We start from the raw sequence: 18,756 nt of genomic DNA on the forward strand, positions 1-18,756 counted from the left end.
GGAACGAAGAAGGCCGGGGTTTCCCCCGGCCTTTTCGTTCCTCACCTTCCGACGGATCAGACCGTCATCGGGTTGGGCTTGTCCATGTCGAGCTTGTATTCCTTGATCGCGCGGCTGACGTCCTTCGCGTTGACCTTGCCGTCCTTCGCGAGGGCAGCCAGGGCAGCGTGGGCGATCCAGTAACGATCGACCTCGAAGTGCGAGCGCAGGTTGGCGCGGGTGTCGCTGCGGCCGTAGCCGTCGGTGCCCAGCACGGTGTAGCGCATGCCGTCCGGCATGAACGCACGCACCTGGTCGGCCAGCTCGCGCACGTAGTCGGTGGCGGCGATGGCCGGGCCCTGGCGATCGGCGAGCAGGCCGGTGATGTACGGCACGCGCTGCGGCGATTCCGGATGCAGACGGTTCCAGCGCTCGGCATCGAAGCCTTCGCGACGTACTTCGGAGAAGCTCGGCACCGACCAGATGTCGGCGGAGACGCCGAAATCCTTCTCAAGCAGCTCGGCAGCGGCGATGACTTCGCGCAGGATCGTGCCCGCACCCATCAGCTGCACGCGCGGCTCGTTCTTCTTCGGCTTGCCGGCGTCCTTGAACAGGTACATGCCCTTGACGATGCCTTCCTCGCTGCCCTTCGGCAGGTCGGGGTGGGCATAGTTCTCGTTCATGACCGTGATGTAGTAGTAGACGTCTTCCTGCTCCTGCATCATGCGGCGGGTGCCATCCTGCAGGATGACGGCCAGCTCGTAGGAGAAGGTGGGGTCGTACGACACCACGTTCGGGATCGCGCCGGAGAGCAGGTGCGAGTGACCGTCTTCGTGCTGCAGGCCTTCACCGTTGAGCGTGGTGCGACCCGAGGTGCCGCCGATGAGGAAGCCGCGCGCGCGCATGTCGCCGGCAGCCCAGCAGAGGTCGCCGATGCGCTGGAAGCCGAACATCGAGTAGTAGATGAAGAACGGCAGCATCGGGGTGTTGCTGATGCTGTAGCTGGTGGCAGCCGCCAGCCAGGCGCTCATGCCGCCGGCTTCGCTGATGCCTTCCTGCAGCACCTGGCCCTTCTGGTCTTCACGGTAGTAAAGCAGCTGGTCGGCGTCCTGCGGGCGGTACTTCTGGCCAAACGGCGCGTAGATGCCGATCTGACGGAACATGCCTTCCATGCCGAAGGTGCGGGCCTCGTCGGCCACGATGGGCACGATGCGGGGGCCGAGCTCCTTGTCGCGCAGCATGAGGTTCATGCCACGGACCAGGGCCATGGTGGTGGAGATTTCGCGATCGCCCGTGCCCTTGGTGATCTGCTCGAAGGCTTCGAGCGAGGGGGCCTGGAACGACGTGTCGGACTTGCGACGACGCTGCGGCAGCGAACCGCCGAGCGCGCGACGGCGCTCGAGCATGTACTGCACTTCCTCGGAGTCCTTGCCCGGGTGGTAGTACGGCACTTCGTCGAGCTTGTCGTCGGGCACCGGGATGTTGAAGCGGTCGCGGAAGGCGCGGATCGCGTCGGTGTCCATCTTCTTCTGGTTGTGCGCCGGGTTCTGCGATTCACCGGCGGCGCCCATGCCGTAGCCCTTCACCGTCTTGGCGAGGATCACGGTGGGCATGCCCTTGGTGTTCACGGCCGCGTGGTAGGCCGCGTAGACCTTGTGCGGATCGTGGCCACCGCGGTTGAGGCGCCAGATGTCGTCGTCGGACATGTTGGCGACCAGCGCGGCGGTTTCCGGGTACTTGCCGAAGAACTTCTCGCGCGTGTACGCGCCGCCGAAGGCCTTGCACGCCTGGTATTCGCCGTCCACGGTTTCCATCATGAGCTGGCGCAGTTTGCCCGTGGTGTCGCGGGCCAGGAGCGGATCCCAGTAGCTGCCCCAGGCGACCTTGATGGCATTCCAGCCGGCGCCACGGAACACGCCTTCCAGTTCCTGGATGATCTTGCCGTTGCCACGCACCGGGCCGTCGAGGCGCTGCAGGTTGCAATTGATGACGAAGATGAGGTTGTCGAGGCCTTCGCGGCCGGCCAGGGAGATCGCACCCAGCGATTCCGGCTCGTCCGACTCGCCGTCGCCCATGAAGCACCAGATCTTGCGATCGGTCTTCGGCATCAGGCCGCGGTGTTCGAGGTACTTCCAGAACTGGGCCTGGTAGATCGCCTGGATGGGGCCGAGGCCCATCGAGACGGTGGGCACCTGCCAGTAGTCCGGCATGAGCCAGGGATGCGGGTACGAGGACAGGCCACGGCCCTTGCCTTCCACTTCCATGCGGAAGAGGTCGAGCTGGTCTTCGCCGATGCGGCCTTCCAGGAACGAGCGGGCGTAGACGCCCGGCGCCGAATGGCCCTGGTGGAACACCAGGTCGCCCGGGTGCTCGGCGCTGGGAGCGCGCCAGAAATGGTTGAAGCCCACGTCGTACAGGGTGGCCGACGAGGCGAAGCTGGAAATGTGGCCGCCGAGGTCGCCGGGCTTGCGGTTGGCGCGCACGACGGTGGCCAGGGCATTCCAGCGGATCAGCGAGCGGATGCGCCATTCGATGGCCGCATCACCCGGGCTGCGCGCTTCCATGTGCGGCGGGATGGTGTTGACGTACTCCGTGGTCGGGGCAAACGGCAGGTAGCCGCCGGCACGACGGGTGGAGTCGACCATGCGCTCAAGCAGGTAGTGAGCGCGCTCGGTGCCATCGTGATTGATGACGGCGTTGAGCGACTCGACCCATTCACGGGTCTCGGTGGGGTCGAGGTCCTGGTTGAGGATATCGTCGATCTGGTCCATGGATGCTCCGCTCGCGCATGACGCGCGCTCATGGTGACTGGAGGAGCCCGCTTGGGGTGGCGGGAAACCTGCTGATGATACTCCAAGCTTTCGGCATACGCGGCCGTACGGCCCATTTGTATCGATTTAACTGTAGGAGCGCGCCTTGCGCGCGACCGGGGGTGCGGCAACCGTGGATGGTTACCTCATGCCCGGTCGCGCGCAAGGCGCGCTCCTACAGAAAGAGCCCTGGCTTCAGGACCTTGGCTTGGAACCCGCGCGGATCTGGGCCTCGACACAGGCAACCGAGGTCATGTTCACCACCCGGCGGACCGTGGCCTGCGGGGTGAGGATGTGGGCCGGCTTGGCCACGCCCATGAGGATCGGACCGATGACCACGCCGTCGCAGAGCACGCGGATCATGTTGTAGGCCGTGTTGGCCGCGTCCAGGTTCGGGAACACGAAGACGTTGGCCTCGCCCTCCAGGCGCGAGTTCGGGAAGATCCGCTCGCGCAGTTCCGGGGTGAGGGCCACGTCGGCCTGCATCTCGCCCTCCACTTCCAGCTTGGGCACCTTCTGGCGGATGAGCTTCAGCGCCTCGCGCATCTTCCGCGAGCTGGGCGTCTCACGGCCGCCGAAATTCGAGTTCGACAGCAGAGCGATCTTCGGCTGCACGCCGAACAGCTTCAGGCGGATGGAGGCCTGCAGCGTGGCCTCGGCGATCTGCTCGGCCGTGGGGTCGTCCTGCACATAGGTGTCGAGGAAGAAGAACGTGCCCTTTTCCGTGGACACCGCCGCCATGGCGGAAGCCTCGGCCACGCCGTCGTCCAGGCCGATGATGTCGCGGATGTATTCCAGCTTGCTGTGGTAGGTGCCCACCAGGCCGCAGATCATCGCGTCGGCTTCGCCGCGCTGGACCATGAGGGCGGCGATCACCGACGGACGCGAGCGCACCACGGCCTTGGCCGAGGCCGGCGTGACGCCACGGCGCTCCATGATGGAGTGGTACAGGCGCCAGTAGTCTTCGAAACGAGGGTCGGAGTGGATGTTGCACAGCTCGAAATCGACACCGGCCTTCAGGCGCAGGCCGGCGCGGGTGATGCGCTTCTCGATGACATCCGGGCGGCCCACCAGGATCGGCCGGGCCAGGCCTTCGTCCACCACGGTCTGCACGGCGCGCAGCACGGTGTCTTCCTCGCCCTCGGCGTAAACCACCCGCTTGGGGTCGGCCTTGGCGCGGTCGAACACCGGCTTCATGAGCAGGCCCGTGCGGAACACGAAGCCCGTGAGCTCTTCGACGTAAGCCGGGAAATCCTCGATGGGACGGGCAGCCACGCCCGAATCCATCGCCGCGCGGGCAATGGCCGGCGGCAACTGGATCACCAGGCGCGGGTCGAACGGCTGCGGAATGAGGTACTCCGGACCGAAGCTCGGCGGCTTGCCACCGTAGGCACGCGCGCTCACGTCGGACGCTTCGCGGCGGGCCAGCTCGGCGATGGCCTTCACGCAGGCCACCTTCATGGCCTCGTTGATCACCGACGCGCCGACATCCAGCGCACCGCGGAACAGGTACGGGAAGCACAGGGCGTTGTTGACCTGGTTCGGGTAATCCGAGCGGCCCGTCGCCATGATGCAGTCCGGGCGCACGGCCTTGGCGTCTTCCGGCAGGATTTCCGGGTTGGGATTGGCCAGCGCGAAGATGATCGGACGGTCGGCCATGGTGGCCACCATCTCAGGCTTCAGGATGCCGCCGGCGGACAGGCCCAGGAAGATATCGGCGCCTTCGACGATCTCGGCCAGCGTGCGCTTGTCGGTATCGCGTGCGTAACGTTGCTTGTCGGGATCGAGATCGGTGCGACCGGAATGCAGCACACCGTCGCGGTCGAAGGCGAGGATGTTTTCCTTCTTCATGCCCAGGGTCACGAGCATGTCCACGCAGGAAATGCCTGCCGCGCCCATGCCGGTGGTGGCGAGCTTGACGTCTTCGATCTTCTTGCCGGTGACCAGCAGCGCATTGATGACGGCCGCACCGACGATGATCGCCGTGCCGTGCTGGTCGTCGTGGAAGACGGGGATCTTCATCCGCTCGCGCAGCTTGCGCTCCACGACGAAGCACTCCGGTGCCTTGATGTCTTCGAGGTTGATGCCGCCGAAGGTGGGTTCGAGGCTGGCGATGATCTCCACCAGCTTGTCCGGATCGGTTTCGTTGATCTCGATGTCGAACACATCGATGCCGGCGAACTTCTGGAACAGCACGCCCTTGCCTTCCATCACCGGCTTGCTGGCGAGCGCACCGATGTTGCCCAGGCCGAGCACGGCGGTGCCGTTGGAAATCACGGCGACGAGATTGGAACGCGCGGTGAGTTCGGCGGCGGTCTGCGGATCGGCGACGATCGCATCGCACGCGGCGGCAACGCCCGGCGAATACGCAAGCGACAGATCGCGCTGGGTCAGCAGCGACGTGGTCGGCGTGACCTTGATCTTGCCCGGGCGGGGAAGGCGGTGGTACTCGAGGGCGGCTTGCCTCAGTTCCTCGGAAATGGCCATGGGATCCTGCGGGATGTAATGGGAAAAAGGAAAAGTGGGGTTGCGGCCCGTCGCCGCGCGATATAGGGATCCATGTTAGCACCGGGGCGGGCGCTCTCCGCCGCTCCGGTGTGATCCATTGCGACCGGCTGTGATAGGCAAAACCTACGTAGCGACGCAGGCACGAACGACCGCGCCCGGCCATGCGCCTGCGTACGCTCGAAAGCCCTCTTTTCATGGAGGCTTTCCATGCCCCTGCTTGCACTTGCCCTGTCCACCGCGCTTACGACGCCACCCGATCCCGAAGCGCTTCGCGCAGCCCTTTCCGCGGTGCCGACGAACGGCTCCGACGGCGTGGATATCGACCTGCCGTTGAGCAATGGCGGGCTTTCGCCCTTCCACCTGGTCGATTCGCGCAGCCTTCCGGCCAGCCTGATGCGCCGGTATCCCGGCCTGCGCAGTTTTCGCGGTCATGACGCGACGGGACGCAGCGCACGGCTCGACGTGTCCCGGAGTGCCACGCACCTGAGCCTCCGCGATGGAAACGACACGTGGACCCTGCGTTTGAACGGTCATGATGTGAGCGGAAGCACGCCCGTGCCGCCCCGGCATTCCTTATCAATCAACTCGCCCCTGATCGCAACGCGTCCATCCCGGCAACATCCATTCAATGGTGCGACGCACCATGATTTTCGTATCGCCGTTGCATCGACGAGTCGTCGCACGGCGAAGTTCGGCGGCACCGTGGAAGGCGGTCTTGTCGCGGCCGCACATGAGGTGAACAGGGCCAACGACATCCTCGAAACGGATTTCGGTGTCCACCTGACACTCGCGGCACGTAACGACCGCCTCATCCTGACCCGGCCGGAAGACGATCCGTTCGAGGCCTCGGAACCAGGGCCGGCGTCGGTCGAATTCATCAATCGCCGGATCGGCGAGAGCGCATACGACATCGGCCATACGCTGACTGACATCTTCGGTGGCTACAGTGAAACCGGCACATCATGCAGCAACGATCTCTCGGCCGACTTCCACGCCACGCACAAGGCAGCAGGCTGGAGCGGACACGCGCATCCGGATACAGAACCCTACGCGCAGGATTTCATGCTCCACGTCCTGGGCTCGCAATTGGGCGCATGGCCCACGGCAAATGGCTGCATACGCTTCACTCTGGACGATCGGGCCTTCGAACCGGGCAGCGGCAGCACGGCCATGGGCTACGCACCGACACGCTGCGGCGGCGAGGCACAATGGCTGCAACCGCGTTCCGACGCCTATTTCCACGCGGCGAATATCGCTCAGGTGCGTTCCTGGCTGGCATCACGCGGTGGAAGCTGCGCGCGCAAGCGTCTGGGCAAGGCCAGTGCGCCATGGATCGACCCGGCATCCGTTGCCGAGGAAGCCGTCATTCCCGCACGCACGCCGTTCCTGCTGGATGCACGGGTATTTCCCGGCGAACCGGGCAGGCGACTGACTTACACCTGGGAGCAGATGGATGCCGGGCCGGAGCAGAAAGGCGCGCTGAAGGACGACGGCCAGGGGCCGCTGTTTCGCTCGATGCCACCGGCCACTACGTCACAACGGATCTTTCCCCGGCTCGCCGCCCTGCTGGGCCGCGAAGATGCGGCCCCGGGCGAGGCGTTACCCACAACGAACCGGCTGCTGAATTTCCGGCTCACCGTACGTGACAACGGCGGCGATGACGCGACCACTGCGCACGCAGACCGGCGTCTGCGCGTCGTGGATACCGGCCGGCCGTTTTCCATGACGATGCCGGCAGCCGCGACGCGACTCGCACCGGGTGCATCCCTGGCGGTGCGATGGGATGTCGCCGGTACGACACAGCCACCGATTTCCTGTCACTTTCTCGATGTGCATCTATCCGTGGACGGCGGCGAGACATGGCCTTACGAACTCGCCCGCGACGAACGCAACGACGGCGAGGCGACACTCGACCTTCCCAACGAGGTGCCTCCCACGGACAAGGGCCGCCTGCGCATCCGCTGCGACTGGCGACCGTTCTTCGCTGTTTCGCCGGGGGATTTCAGTATCGGGTAACGCGCGTCTACAGGCCGAGCGAGATTTCCTCGGCCTCTACTCTCGCCATGTGAATGTGATTCACGAACAGCGAAAAGGCCAGCTTGCCGGCCAGTCCATGCACGTGCTGCATCCACGGCGGCAGATAGCGCGGCGGTGCGATGTCACCGTTCGCGAAATGCGCTTCGAGACTCATCACGTCGTGCAGTGCCAGCTTGCCCGCAAACAGGTTGCGTAGCAGGTCCAGCCTGCGCTGGCGCAGGGCCCAGCGGAAGAACGTATGCACCGCGAGCAGGCCGGTCAGGTAGACGTTGTCCTTCGCAAAGGCCGAGCCACCGGTGAGCGGCACGCCACGGAAGACGCGTTGCGCCGAATGGAAGCTGTCCGGCACGTTCTGCCCGCATTCGCGGAAATAGCGGAACACTTCGACGAAATCGGCGCCGTTCAGCGCCATGTCGATCGCGAGGATGCGCAGGCTGATGCGCTTCAGGCGCGAGATGTCGATGGCGCCGGACATCAGCTCAGCGAACACGGCCAGGCCTTCCTGGGTTGCCGTGACACGGGGCGAGGTGCGGGCCAGCGAGGCCAGCACCGGCTGCTCGCGACCATTTAGCGCTGTCAGGGAGTGAACGAAGGCTTCGTGGGCCAGGAGCTGGTGGCGGTCGTACTCGGTGAAGCGGGCACCACCACGCAGGCGGATGCGGGTCGCGCCGGCCGCGGCCTTGGCCGTGAGTTCCGGGTCCACTTCCACCGAGATGGTGCCGGGGGCGAAAAAGGCGTCCAGCTCGCGGGCCATGTCGCGCTGCAGCGATTCGGCCGGGATATTGCCTGCCGCGTCCTCGGTTTCGAGGTCGGCACCCAGTTCATCGGCAAGGTCGACGAAATAGCGCGCCGCGTCGAGGTTGCTGCGACTGCTACCCGGGATGGCGTCACCCGGCCGGCCGTACAGGAGGATGGAGGCATCGGTGACGCCATCGGTACCGGCCGCGTCCAGCATATGGGTCGCGATGCGCCAGGACTCGGCTGTACGCCGCAGGTATTCGGCGATAGGGTGGTCTTCGCCGGCGTCCTTCTCGATGTCCTCCAGTTCCGCCCGGGTCTCGCCCAGTTCGGGGCGGTGGTAGCGGATTTCGGGCAGGGACAGCCGCCCGGCGCTGAATTCGGCAATCAGCCGCTCTTCGACCGAGGCCGGCCAGGAAACGGTCGGCAGGATGCGGATATTGCGGACCGCCGCCAGCAGACGCTGGTCCAGGGCCGCAAAGCGGCGCATATCGGCGGAGAGAACAGCGGAGTCGGCCTTGGCGTGCATGGGCCGGAGTATAAGCCCAGCCGGCAGGCCGGGCCTTGCAGGAGCGTGCTTCGCGCGCGACCGGCGGGTCGTGGCATGCCCGGTCGCGCGCAAGGCGCGCTCCTACAAACCGGCGCCCTGTAGGAGCGCGCCTGCGCGCGACCGGTCGGGTCGAGGCATGCCAGGTCGCGCGCGAGGCGCGCTCCTACAACCCAGCGCCCTTGTAGGAGCGCGCCTGCGCGCGACCGGTCGGGTCGTGGCATGCCAGGTCGCGCGCGAGGCGCGCTCCTACAGGGAGAATCCGGTGGGCTTAGCGGGAGCTGATGTATTTCTCGCGGCGGATGTGCTGTACGGCCAGGCCGTGCTCCTTCAGGGCGGCGAAGGAGGCGTCGACCATGTTCGGGTTGCCGCACAGGTAGGCAATGTCCTCGTCGGCCCTGGGCTCCAGTTCGGCCAGCATGTCCTGCACGTAGCCCAGGCGGTCGTGCGGGCGCGGGTTCGGGCGGGGGCCCCGGCTGAAGCAGGGGTGGAAGGTGAACCCCTCGTGCTTGCGGGCGAAGGCATCGAATTCCTCGCCATAGAGCAGTTCGGTCTCGTTGCGGGCGCCGTAGAGCAGCACCACCCGGCAGCCGCGGGAGGCCAGCAGGGTCTCGATCTGCGGCAGCATGGCCCGGTACGGGGTGACGCCTGTACCCGTGGCAATCAGGATGTAGCGCTTGTTCTGGTCGCCGTCCATCAGGCAGAACCGGCCATACGGCCCGCTGGCATCGATGGCCTGGCCGTGCTCCAGGCCGCCCAGGAGCTTCGTGGCGGCGCCGCCCTCGACGTAGCTCACGGCGATCTCGATGCGCTGGACAGGCGAGGAACCGTCGCCGATGGTGCCTACCGAATAGCTGCGCTTGGTCGGCTTGCCGTCGTCGTAACTGAAATGCACCTGCAGGAACTGCCCCGGCACAAAGGCCAGGGGCTGACCGTCCACGCGCTCGAAGGACAGGTGCCGCACCGTCGGGGCAAGCATGAAACTATCGGCGAGGCGCAGCTGGAATTGTTCGGCCATGGAAAGTCTCTGTTGACGACCGGGAACAGGGGAGCCCGGCAAAGCCCGGTATAATAGGCGGCTTGGCATCCCGGCGCAGCCCATGACCACTCCCGCACTCCACGTCAAAGACCTCCGCAAGACCTACGGCAACGGGGTCGAGGCCCTCAAGGGCATCTCGCTCACCGTCCAGCCGGGCGACTTCTTCGCCCTGCTGGGACCCAACGGCGCCGGCAAGTCCACCCTGATCGGCATCCTGTCCTCCCTGGTGAACGCCACCTCCGGCGACGCCGAGATATTCGGCGTGTCGATCCACAAGCGCCGCAGCGATGCGATGCGCCTGATCGGCCTGGTGCCCCAGGAGATCAACTTCAATCAGTTCGAAAAGCCCTTCGACATCTGCGTGAACCAGGCCGGCTTCTACGGCATCGGCCGCGCGGAGGCCTCGGCACGCGCCGAGAAGTACCTGAAGGAGCTGCGCCTGTGGGACAAGGCGCACGAACAGGCCCGCACGCTCTCGGGCGGCATGAAGCGCCGCCTCATGATCGCCCGCGCGATGATGAACGAGCCGAAGCTGCTGATCCTCGACGAGCCCACGGCTGGCGTGGACATCGAGATCCGCCGTTCCATGTGGCAGTTCGTCAGCGGCATCAATGCCGCAGGCACCACGGTGATCCTCACCACGCATTACCTCGAGGAAGCCGAGCAGCTCTGCCGCAACATTGCCATCATCGACCAGGGTCGCATCGTGCAGAACACCACGATGAAGAGCCTGCTCTCCACGCTCGACGTCGAGACTTTCGTGCTCGACGTGAACGCCGTTCCGGGCACCCTGCCCACGCTGCCCGGCGTGACCCTGCGCACGCTGGACGACCACACCCTTGAAGCCGAAATGTCCCGCGCGCACGATCTCAACTCCCTGTTCGCCGCACTGTCCTCGCACGGCATCACCGTGACCTCGATGCGCAACAAGGCCAACCGTCTTGAGGAGCTGTTCGTGAGACTGGTTGAACACGGCCGGGAGAACGCGGCATGAGCGGCAACCACCTGATCGCCCTGGGCACCATCGTCCGCCGCGAAATCGTGCGCATCATGCGCATCTGGACGCAGACGCTGATTCCGCCCGCCATCACGATGACGCTGTACTTCGTCATCTTCGGCAAGCTCATCGGCAGCCGCATCGGGCAGATGCATGGCTTCACTTACATGCAATACATCGTGCCGGGCCTGGTCATGATGAGCATCATCACGAACAGCTACGGCAACATCTCCTCGTCGTTCTTCGGGGCCAAGTTCGGTCGTTTCGTCGAGGAAATGCTGGTCTCACCCATGCCCAACTGGGTGATGCTGCTGGGCTATGTCACCGGTGCCGTGGTGCGCGGCATGATCGTCGGCGCGCTGGTGCTGGTGATCGCCCTGTTCTTCACCGACCTGCACGTGGCGCATCCGCTCACCACGTTCTTCTCGGTGCTGCTCGGTGCCACCGTGTTTTCTCTGGCCGGCTTCGTCAACGCGGTGTTCGCCAAGAAGTTCGACGACATCGCCCTGGTGCCCACCTTCGTGCTCACCCCGCTCACCTACCTGGGCGGCGTGTTCTACTCGGTGGACCTGCTGAGCGAGCCGTGGCACAGCATCTCGCTGGTGAACCCCATCCTCTACATGGTTAACGCCTTCCGCTTCGGCGTGCTGGGCGTCAGCGACGTGCCCATCGTCACGGCCTTCGTGGTGATGCTGGTGTTCGTCGTCGGCCTGTCGGCCGTGGCGCTGCACCTGCTGAAGCGCGGCGTTGGCATGCGGTCGTAAAGCATATCCATGCGGGTCAACAAGTACATCAGCGAATCCGGGCTGTGCTCCCGCCGTGAGGCGGACGAACTGCTCGTGGCCGGCCGCGTCACGATCAACGACGAAGTCGTGGGCATGGGTGCCAAGGCGCTCGACGGCGACGTGGTGAAGGTGGACGGCGACGTCGTCGTCGCACGCACCATGGCACCAGAGTCCGCAAAGAGCCGCGGCGTCTACATCGCGCTGAACAAACCGGCAGGCATCACCTGCACCACCGACACCACGGTCGACGGCAACATCGTCGACTTCGTGGACCATGCGCAGCGCATCTTCCCCATCGGCCGCCTCGACAAGGACTCCGAAGGCCTGATCCTGCTGACCAGCAACGGCGACATCGTCAACGAGATCCTGCGTGCGGAAAATCACCACGAGAAGGAATACCTCGTGGCGGTGAACAAGGCGGTTACCGATGAGTTCCTGACGGGCATGGCGCGTGGCGTGCGCATCCACGGCCAGATGACCAGGCCCTGCAAGGTGCGCAAGATCGCGAAGTTCGGCTTCGCCATCACCCTCACCCAGGGGCTCAACCGGCAGATCCGTCTGATGGCGGCGGCCTTCGGCTACCGCGTCACGCAATTGCGGCGTGTGCGCATCATCAACGTCAAGCTGGGCCACCTCAAGCCGGGGCAATGGCGCAATCTCACGGAAGCCGAGTTGAAGGGGCTGCTACCCGAGCGTACGCGCTGGTGACTCAACGCGAATCGTAGGTTTCGGCTTACGGTCGCGCCAGATCACTGACCAACCTACTTACTTCGCGCGCTTACAGCCTGTCAGAGCCTGGTCTGCGACACTGGTGACGCTCTCCCCAGAGCTGTCCCCACAGGAGTTCCACCGACATGAAGTCGCTACACTGGCTGGCACTTGCCGCCTGCCTTTCCCCTGTTGCCGCCACCGCAACCACTGTCTCGCACCCTCTCACCGCGGACGTCTATCGCGAGCTGCTTCGCTTCCGAACACAACCAGAAACAGCACATGCCGTGCCATTCGGCGATGCTGTCCTTGGTACCCCCGGAGCGTTGAAGCAGCTGTTGCAGGATCCATCGTCGCCCTATAGCGAACGAGTGGACCGCCCTGCTTTCACCAATGAATTGTGGTGGGAAGACTTTACCTATCGAATGGATCCGGCGTCCGGGTTCAGCAGTGTCCTCGACACGCTGCAATGGCAGTTTGGCCTTACCAAAGCGCGCCCTGGCATGGAGGTCGAACTAACGAAAACTGCCGCCAGCGACTTCCTTGGAAGGGAGGCCGCAGCCAATGCTATCAAGGCCGGTGTTCATCCGCGTATTTTCATGAAAGCCTGGGACATGAACTCATCGCATATCACAATCGCCGCCCAGGATGCGCTGGCATTGCAATTGCTATACGAACAGATGCGCAACACACCGCGCGAAAAATGGGGCGCCCATGCGATCCGGCCCGATGTATTTCGCCGATACATGAAAGCCCGCAGTCCGGATGTGATCAGCGAAGCGGATACGCGCTATCTGGCTGCGCTAGTTACCTCTGCACTGCGAAGCAACGGCATGAGCCAGGGAGTCAATGGCGTTCAGCAGCTACCCGCCGCCTTTCGCATCGCGCGGGTAGCCGCCGCCTACAAGGATGCCCGTGGGTACTACAACGGACGTGCCTACTGCGTAGGCGACGCACCCCGGAGCGATCTGCCGAAAGGACCTGAGGCGCTGGACGACCATGCTCCGCTTTGCTTCATCGCCGCCACCGACCGCGCCGTGCTTGCATGGTACAGGGAGGAGGCACGCCTGGAACTCTCCGGTGTGCGAATACACGAGAACCAGCACACTACATGGGACAAGATACTTTATCTTTTCGGCGTCATTCTCCCCGCCCTGGATATCGCTGCCTTCATGGAGCTCACCGAGGCATCGGTCGCCCATGAACTGGCGGAATCGGCAGCCATCGACGCCGAAGAAGCCAATGCAGCCGCTATCCGTACCGAACGACTCATCTGCGGAGTCGACGCATGAAGAGCACACTTTTAGTTTCGATGCTTCTTGCGTCTATCTTCCTGTGTTTTTCCTCGACAAGTCGTGCGCAGGTCATCGACATCCAGCCTGGCTCCGGGAACATAGCAGGCATCCTTGCAGAAGATGCCGCGATCTATGCCTCCGCCATGCGCCAGGGCATCCTCGCCCTTGATCCTGTCGTTACCCAGAAAGACGGCAAGTCCGTTCTCGGACGCAACAACCGCAACTTCCTGAATAAAATTCAGGCCAATGCCCAGAAGGCCACTCTTTCGCGTATCACCTACGAAGATCCTGCCGGAAAGACCATCAGCGTTCACGCACGAAGTGGCAAACCCATTACGCGGATCATCAGCGGTATCGCTGCTGCACCGGTATCAGCCGATGGCAGTGGCTCTACAGGAGCGACCAGCGACGGTGCCACCACGGACGGCGCCTACGCCAGCGAGGCTGATGACATCGCCTTGGATGCCACCGAATCTGCCTGGTATCCCCCAGACACAGATTCAGACGTAAGGGCGCTCATACTCTCGTCGGACGACAGCATCGTGGAGGCATCGGCCGAAACGGCTGGCCCGAATATTGGCAAGGTGATCCACGGTTCCGACGCTGAGCTTAAATCGCTTCGCAAACTGGAGCAGTTGATCAACGAAGGTCGTGTCGCCAGAGGTGGTCAGCTGACAGGCTATGTGAGCAAGACGGTCTGTCATTCCTGCAGACGCGCATTCAGCGAGTTTTCGAACGAGTACAACGTCAACGGAAAAATGTACTACCTGAACGAAACACCGGACGTTTCGGACGATGCGCTTAAGTCAAGCCGACAGTCATCGGATGCACTTCTCGTCGAGCGAAAAACCATCAACAAGACCTACTTCTCGTTCTCCGGTGATATCGAAGGGAATGCTGCCTTGCCATGGGGAAGGCAACCTTTTAATGCGTCGGCTCTAACCAATATGGAACGCGGAGAAACCATCATTGATTCGGCATGTCCTGAATAGCATATAGCCAAGGAGCACTTACGCCATGAAGGCATATCTCCATACATTGATAGCAACAGGCCTCCTGGTGGCTGTCAATTCCTCCATGGCGACATCCATCCTGCGCCTGTACGATGAGGAACGCGTCGCCACCATCCATACCGTCGATACGCTTACCGGGACCAGGCCTTGGCTTATTGGCCAGATGCTCGCAGAGCCGTCGTCCCCCTACAGCGATCTGGTGGAACGACCTCCCTTTACGAATGAGATCATCTGGCAGGAGGTCGTCGATACGCTTTCACCCGGAATGGACGAGGCGGCAGTACTGGATGGCCTACAGAAAGAACTAGGCATCACACGGGCCAGGCCCTGGATCGACGTCATGCCGGCGCGGGGATTCCGGGATGCTTTTGTATCCGCCAATGCGACCAAGGCTGCGATTGATGCCGATATCTTCTGGCACGTTCTCGATATGTTCGGATACGCAAATGCGGAACGGTTCAGTAGTCATGCCGTCGGACTGCAGGTACTACGCGAACAGATGGCCACCGTACCTGCCGACCGGCAGGATGAACTAGGCATCTATGGCGATGTGCAGTCCCGGATCATGCGAGCCCACCACCCGGACCAACTCATCGCGCACGACCTGCGCTATCTCGACGCCCTGGTGAAGCACCGGCTCAGACATCAGGAGGAAGATTCCGGATTACCCATCGCATGGCGGATCGCCAGGACCGCCGCCGCTTTTCGTGATGCACGCGGTTATATCGGAGGGCCGCCCTGCCGGCCTGATGCCACGCCTCACCCGCGATACGCAGGTACCGGAAAGGAGGGAGATGAACGAACCCCGTGTTTCGTTGCATCGACCGACCGCGCGGTGCATCAATGGTATACCAAAGAGATGCGCCGCCCCTTACCCAGGCCCGACGCCCCGCATAGCGGCATGGCTCGCATAGGCGCCCTTCTCGGCGCACTGCTACCACTTCTGGACATCTTCGCGATGGCAGAAGTCGTTGAAGCTGTCAGCGCCGAGGACGTCGTAACGGAAGCCGCCATTGCCCGCTCGGATACGGATCTGGCCATCGAGCGTGACTTGACCCTCTCCTGTCGCATACCGGAGTAATCCATGCATTACCATCAGGCCTTTATCTTCGTTGCCGCAAGCGTGGCCTGCGGAACGGCCCATGCCGGCAAGGTGTCCACCACCTACGTCAACATCAATGAAGGAAGCACGACGGCGTTGCTCGAGGCCAGCAGCCAGTACCATATCGATGCTGCAAGACGACTCGTTGACGAACGCTACCCTGAAGCCTATTCCACGCGACGCTGGGAAACGATAGAAGAACATCTTCGTACTACCCCGATCGCGCGACTGGACTACGAATACACCATCAACGGCCACGTAAACATCCGCACGTATCACGCCATGTCGGGAGAACCGCTGGGACTGGTAGTGCAGCAGGCACTGGAAGGCCCCACCCCGCCGGAGACGCCCACCGCACCGAAATCTTTCGATACATACGATGCCATACCCCAACTGCCGCCGGATGGCGAGAGGGATCAGCTATCCACCTCGGCAGATGAGCAGCGCGTTTCCACGGAAATGTCCGATGACGCGTTCTATGGTGATCTTGGCGATTCGGAAACACGCGCTCCCTTCCGTCCCAGTGGAGCCTCCGTGATGCCGACCTACCACGACGAAGCCGGCTATCATGGTCTCGACGCTGAGTACAAAAGTCTGCGCGCACTGGAGCAGGACATCTTTACCGGCAAGGTACCGCGTGGAGGCATCGTCCGGGGCATGCTCAGCGGCACCTCATGCGCCACCTGTCGCTATTCCGTAGAACGCTTCGCCAAAACCTACCAACTTGATGTTCGCTTCAGCGAGATGTCCCCGAGTGTTCCATCGCGAACGCGCAATGAACTCGTACGGTCGGGCCGTGCGCGAATGAAAGGCCTGAAACTCATCGATTCCGCCACGGGTCGCCCGATGATCGCCTTCGATGCACTGGCAGATGCAAGACACGCTCAGGTACAGGAACGCTTTTCGCTTTCATCGCAACAAGGCCGATCCGGCGGGCAGATGGGATCGGATCGCTCATTCCTGCTATCACTCCCGGATAAACCGCGCATTTCTGAGCAGGAAAGAAAGCCGAACCAGAACACAGTGACGACGAATGGAACCCGAACTGATGGTTGCTGAAGGGAAGAAACCACCGGACCACCTTCGTTCGGGTCTCTCATCCGGACATCCAGGCCATGGACACTCACGCCATGGCCTGGCGATGGCCTAGGGAACGATCACACCACAGGCGCCACCCGAACCACCGGGTGGACGCCTGTCATGGAGATCGTTGCGCCTCACGACGTCGTACTTCATCGTATCAAAATAAGCCCAGCGGCGACGCATGAACTGCGACGACGCTCGTCCACCCTTTCCTTTAAGGTAATTGACGGATACGTCGACGCCATACTGATTAGAGAAGTCCTTCACCACCTGCTCGCAGGAATCGCACATGGGCATCGTTATGAAGCCCACCAACTTGCCCATCGGAGCGACGCGACCGGCGTCGATCTCTCTGGACAGGGTACGAATCGCTTTCAGCTCCGCATCGTTCATGTGGGGATTACGTCCACCGTCGCCAGCCTCGCCTACGGATGATGGGGTGAATGGACTGGACTCGCCGTGCCTGGCCAAAGCATGCACCTCGATACCGCTCTGCGGAAGAAACTCTGCATAGGGCCGGGCATCACGCCAGTCACGCAGGCCGAGATGGGGTTCGTCAAGACCTGACGAGGCATAGTAGATCCTCGTTCGTTCGCGACCGTCCTCCACATAGGTGTACTCGAAGGACGCATAGGCATTCGACACCATGCGCCGGGCGAACTCGTTGAACGTTGCGTAAGGCACGCGAGCCCCACGTAAGGTGTCCATGTACCAGGTTGCTGCCGCGGTCGCATGATAGGCAAAGCTTGCCTCTACATGAGGAAGAACGACGCGGTTTTCGTCCCGGTCATATTCCTTTTTTCGTATTTCATTGGCGCCACATGCCATGGATATGCATAGCGCGATCATTGTCACAAGGCTTTTCGTCATCATGGTGCTTTTTCCTTGTCGCAAAGAAGCTGACTCACCCTGTCCACATACTTTTGCGTACTCGATGTGTCCGATCCAGGATCAGCGGCACGGTATGCGATGAGTGCTTCGACCACCTCGACCGTAGAAGCTTCGGTCAACATTTTTCCACTATGCGTGCCTATCCACAAAGGACGAATATGACGGATATGGCGCGAAATTCTTTCTGCCGGTCGAGTTGCGAAGTTGGTGATAAGTGGGTCAACCTGGGCATGCATCACTTCCAGGAACCAGCGGTAGGTTGCACGATCCGTTGCATCGACGAAGCACATGAAGCGGGTTTTCTCCGTCGGGGATTCCGCGGCGACTCCGGGCCGATGCCGTCCTTCCGGCGTGCAGGGGTCCGTGTCATTGGTGTAACCAAGCATATCCCTGTAGGCTGCGGCAACGCGTGCCACCCTCAATGCGGCGGGCAACGAGCGCCGGCCATAGATCGATGCACTCACACCGGCCCAGTCCGACATCTCCCCCTCCAGCATTCGCACGAGGTAGACCAGGTCGAATTCGTCTATCTCCGCCAGGGACCTGGCCCCCATCACCCGATCCACGACCTCCTTGCGAAGACCCGCCGAAGACCACTCCGATCGATCGACGCATGCCAGCTTGTCGCGCACGATCTGCAGTGCCACGGCCAGATTCGCCGCCACGGCATAGGACGGCTCACCAACCAGGTGCAGTGCCTGGCGGATGATGTCCGAGGATACCCCGGCTTTCATGAGATTCGCCTCCACCCGTGGGCTGCCTATCATCGGCGCATAGACTGCGGCTGGATGCCCACCCATGCGCGCCTTGGTAAGACCGAGATCCCATGCCACCACGCGAGTCGCCACGGCACGACTCATCATCGTGTTGGATACCGCCAGGGCATTGAAGGCACTTCGCCATGCGCTGCCGCGAAATGCCGCCGGGGTGGGGCGTAGCGCTGAGTAGATCGAATTCGAATCATTGAGCATGCCGGCAACGAACAATCCGTCCGACCCCAGTTCGTCGGCCGCCTCGATACCGTTGACGCGCGCATCGAGCCACGCTTGGAGCAGATCCCCGCTGGCCGGTGGTGGCATCGTGAGTACGGCGGTATCGGCGAGGGCCGGGAGCGCCGCCAGGCCGCTTGCCAGCGTCATGCACAGCAGTGTGCACGCGCCCATGCGACGTGACCTTCCTTGCTTCATCTGAAGCCTCCTTGTTGAATGAATCGGTAGTGGCCAT

Annotated in this window: 14 protein-coding genes; 8 read left to right on the forward strand and 6 right to left on the reverse strand. The window is 62.9% G+C overall.

Annotation, left to right across the window (positions count from 1 at the left end):
• Positions 1-56: 56 nt before the first annotated feature.
• Complete coding sequence (gene aceE / locus HBF25_RS17295) at positions 57-2,750, reverse strand: pyruvate dehydrogenase (acetyl-transferring), homodimeric type (RefSeq protein WP_166950597.1); 2,694 nt, start codon at positions 2,748-2,750, stop codon at positions 57-59.
• Between the two features lie 234 nt (positions 2,751-2,984).
• On the reverse strand, positions 2,985-5,276 hold the full coding sequence (locus HBF25_RS17300; protein ID WP_166950599.1) for an NADP-dependent malic enzyme: 2,292 nt from the start codon (positions 5,274-5,276) through the stop codon (positions 2,985-2,987).
• 228 nt (positions 5,277-5,504) lie between these two features.
• On the opposite strand from HBF25_RS17300, the gene HBF25_RS17305 reads away from it, so the two are divergent.
• The gene (locus tag HBF25_RS17305; protein ID WP_166950601.1) at positions 5,505-7,313 is read left to right on the forward strand and encodes a reprolysin-like metallopeptidase; all 1,809 of its coding nucleotides are present in this window, start codon (positions 5,505-5,507) and stop codon (positions 7,311-7,313) included.
• Between the two features lie 7 nt (positions 7,314-7,320).
• On the opposite strand, the gene HBF25_RS17310 is transcribed toward HBF25_RS17305, so the two are convergent.
• Complete coding sequence (locus HBF25_RS17310; RefSeq protein WP_166950602.1) at positions 7,321-8,601, reverse strand: peptidase MATCAP family protein; 1,281 nt, start codon at positions 8,599-8,601, stop codon at positions 7,321-7,323.
• Between the two features lie 289 nt (positions 8,602-8,890).
• Entirely contained in the window at positions 8,891-9,637 is a 747-nt protein-coding gene (locus HBF25_RS17315) for an FAD-binding oxidoreductase (RefSeq protein ID WP_166950604.1), read from the reverse strand.
• Between the two features lie 82 nt (positions 9,638-9,719).
• Between HBF25_RS17315 and HBF25_RS17320 the strand changes: the two genes are divergently transcribed.
• From HBF25_RS17320 to HBF25_RS17350, 7 genes are all read left to right on the forward strand, one after another.
• Complete coding sequence (locus HBF25_RS17320) at positions 9,720-10,652, forward strand: ABC transporter ATP-binding protein (protein WP_166950606.1); 933 nt, start codon at positions 9,720-9,722, stop codon at positions 10,650-10,652.
• Entirely contained in the window at positions 10,649-11,419 is a 771-nt protein-coding gene (locus HBF25_RS17325; protein ID WP_166950608.1) for an ABC transporter permease, read from the forward strand. The genes HBF25_RS17320 and HBF25_RS17325 overlap by 4 nt, the downstream gene beginning before the upstream one ends.
• Positions 11,420-11,428: 9 nt before the next feature.
• Positions 11,429-12,148 (forward strand): pseudouridine synthase, encoded by a 720-nt coding sequence (locus HBF25_RS17330; protein ID WP_166950609.1) that lies wholly within the window; start codon positions 11,429-11,431, stop codon positions 12,146-12,148.
• 146 nt (positions 12,149-12,294) lie between these two features.
• Positions 12,295-13,440 (forward strand): hypothetical protein, encoded by a 1,146-nt coding sequence (locus HBF25_RS17335; protein WP_166950611.1) that lies wholly within the window; start codon positions 12,295-12,297, stop codon positions 13,438-13,440.
• Positions 13,437-14,435, forward strand: a complete 999-nt coding sequence (locus HBF25_RS17340) for a hypothetical protein (RefSeq protein WP_166950613.1) — start codon at positions 13,437-13,439, stop codon at positions 14,433-14,435. The genes HBF25_RS17335 and HBF25_RS17340 overlap by 4 nt, the downstream gene beginning before the upstream one ends.
• Before the next feature lie 25 nt (positions 14,436-14,460).
• A complete protein-coding gene (locus tag HBF25_RS17345) occupies positions 14,461-15,537 on the forward strand; it encodes a hypothetical protein (protein ID WP_166950614.1) in 1,077 nt (358 codons plus the stop codon).
• 3 nt (positions 15,538-15,540) lie between these two features.
• Complete coding sequence (locus HBF25_RS17350) at positions 15,541-16,617, forward strand: hypothetical protein (protein WP_166950616.1); 1,077 nt, start codon at positions 15,541-15,543, stop codon at positions 16,615-16,617.
• Between the two features lie 87 nt (positions 16,618-16,704).
• Here the strand turns inward: HBF25_RS17350 and HBF25_RS17355 are convergent, their stop codons facing one another.
• Positions 16,705-17,514: a hypothetical protein gene (locus HBF25_RS17355; protein ID WP_166950618.1), complete on the reverse strand. Its 810-nt coding sequence runs from the start codon at positions 17,512-17,514 to the stop codon at positions 16,705-16,707.
• Positions 17,511-18,719: a hypothetical protein gene (locus HBF25_RS17360; protein WP_166950620.1), complete on the reverse strand. Its 1,209-nt coding sequence runs from the start codon at positions 18,717-18,719 to the stop codon at positions 17,511-17,513. The genes HBF25_RS17355 and HBF25_RS17360 overlap by 4 nt, the downstream gene beginning before the upstream one ends.
• Positions 18,720-18,756 lie beyond the last annotated feature (37 nt).

The organism is Luteibacter anthropi (assembly GCF_011759365.1).
Taxonomy (GTDB): domain Bacteria; phylum Pseudomonadota; class Gammaproteobacteria; order Xanthomonadales; family Rhodanobacteraceae; genus Luteibacter; species Luteibacter anthropi.

Bases quoted from the DNA above. Each gene is read 5' to 3' on its own strand.
- aceE (WP_166950597.1), bottom strand. From the start codon at position 2,750: ATGGACCAGATCGACGATATCCTCAACCAGGACCTCGACCCCACCGAG.
- HBF25_RS17300 (WP_166950599.1), bottom strand. From the start codon at position 5,276: ATGGCCATTTCCGAGGAACTGAGGCAAGCCGCCCTCGAGTACCACCGC.
- HBF25_RS17305 (WP_166950601.1), top strand. From the start codon at position 5,505: ATGCCCCTGCTTGCACTTGCCCTGTCCACCGCGCTTACGACGCCACCC.
- HBF25_RS17310 (WP_166950602.1), bottom strand. From the start codon at position 8,601: ATGCACGCCAAGGCCGACTCCGCTGTTCTCTCCGCCGATATGCGCCGC.
- HBF25_RS17315 (WP_166950604.1), bottom strand. From the start codon at position 9,637: ATGGCCGAACAATTCCAGCTGCGCCTCGCCGATAGTTTCATGCTTGCC.
- HBF25_RS17320 (WP_166950606.1), top strand. From the start codon at position 9,720: ATGACCACTCCCGCACTCCACGTCAAAGACCTCCGCAAGACCTACGGC.
- HBF25_RS17325 (WP_166950608.1), top strand. From the start codon at position 10,649: ATGAGCGGCAACCACCTGATCGCCCTGGGCACCATCGTCCGCCGCGAA.
- HBF25_RS17330 (WP_166950609.1), top strand. From the start codon at position 11,429: ATGCGGGTCAACAAGTACATCAGCGAATCCGGGCTGTGCTCCCGCCGT.
- HBF25_RS17335 (WP_166950611.1), top strand. From the start codon at position 12,295: ATGAAGTCGCTACACTGGCTGGCACTTGCCGCCTGCCTTTCCCCTGTT.
- HBF25_RS17340 (WP_166950613.1), top strand. From the start codon at position 13,437: ATGAAGAGCACACTTTTAGTTTCGATGCTTCTTGCGTCTATCTTCCTG.
- HBF25_RS17345 (WP_166950614.1), top strand. From the start codon at position 14,461: ATGAAGGCATATCTCCATACATTGATAGCAACAGGCCTCCTGGTGGCT.
- HBF25_RS17350 (WP_166950616.1), top strand. From the start codon at position 15,541: ATGCATTACCATCAGGCCTTTATCTTCGTTGCCGCAAGCGTGGCCTGC.
- HBF25_RS17355 (WP_166950618.1), bottom strand. From the start codon at position 17,514: ATGATGACGAAAAGCCTTGTGACAATGATCGCGCTATGCATATCCATG.
- HBF25_RS17360 (WP_166950620.1), bottom strand. From the start codon at position 18,719: ATGAAGCAAGGAAGGTCACGTCGCATGGGCGCGTGCACACTGCTGTGC.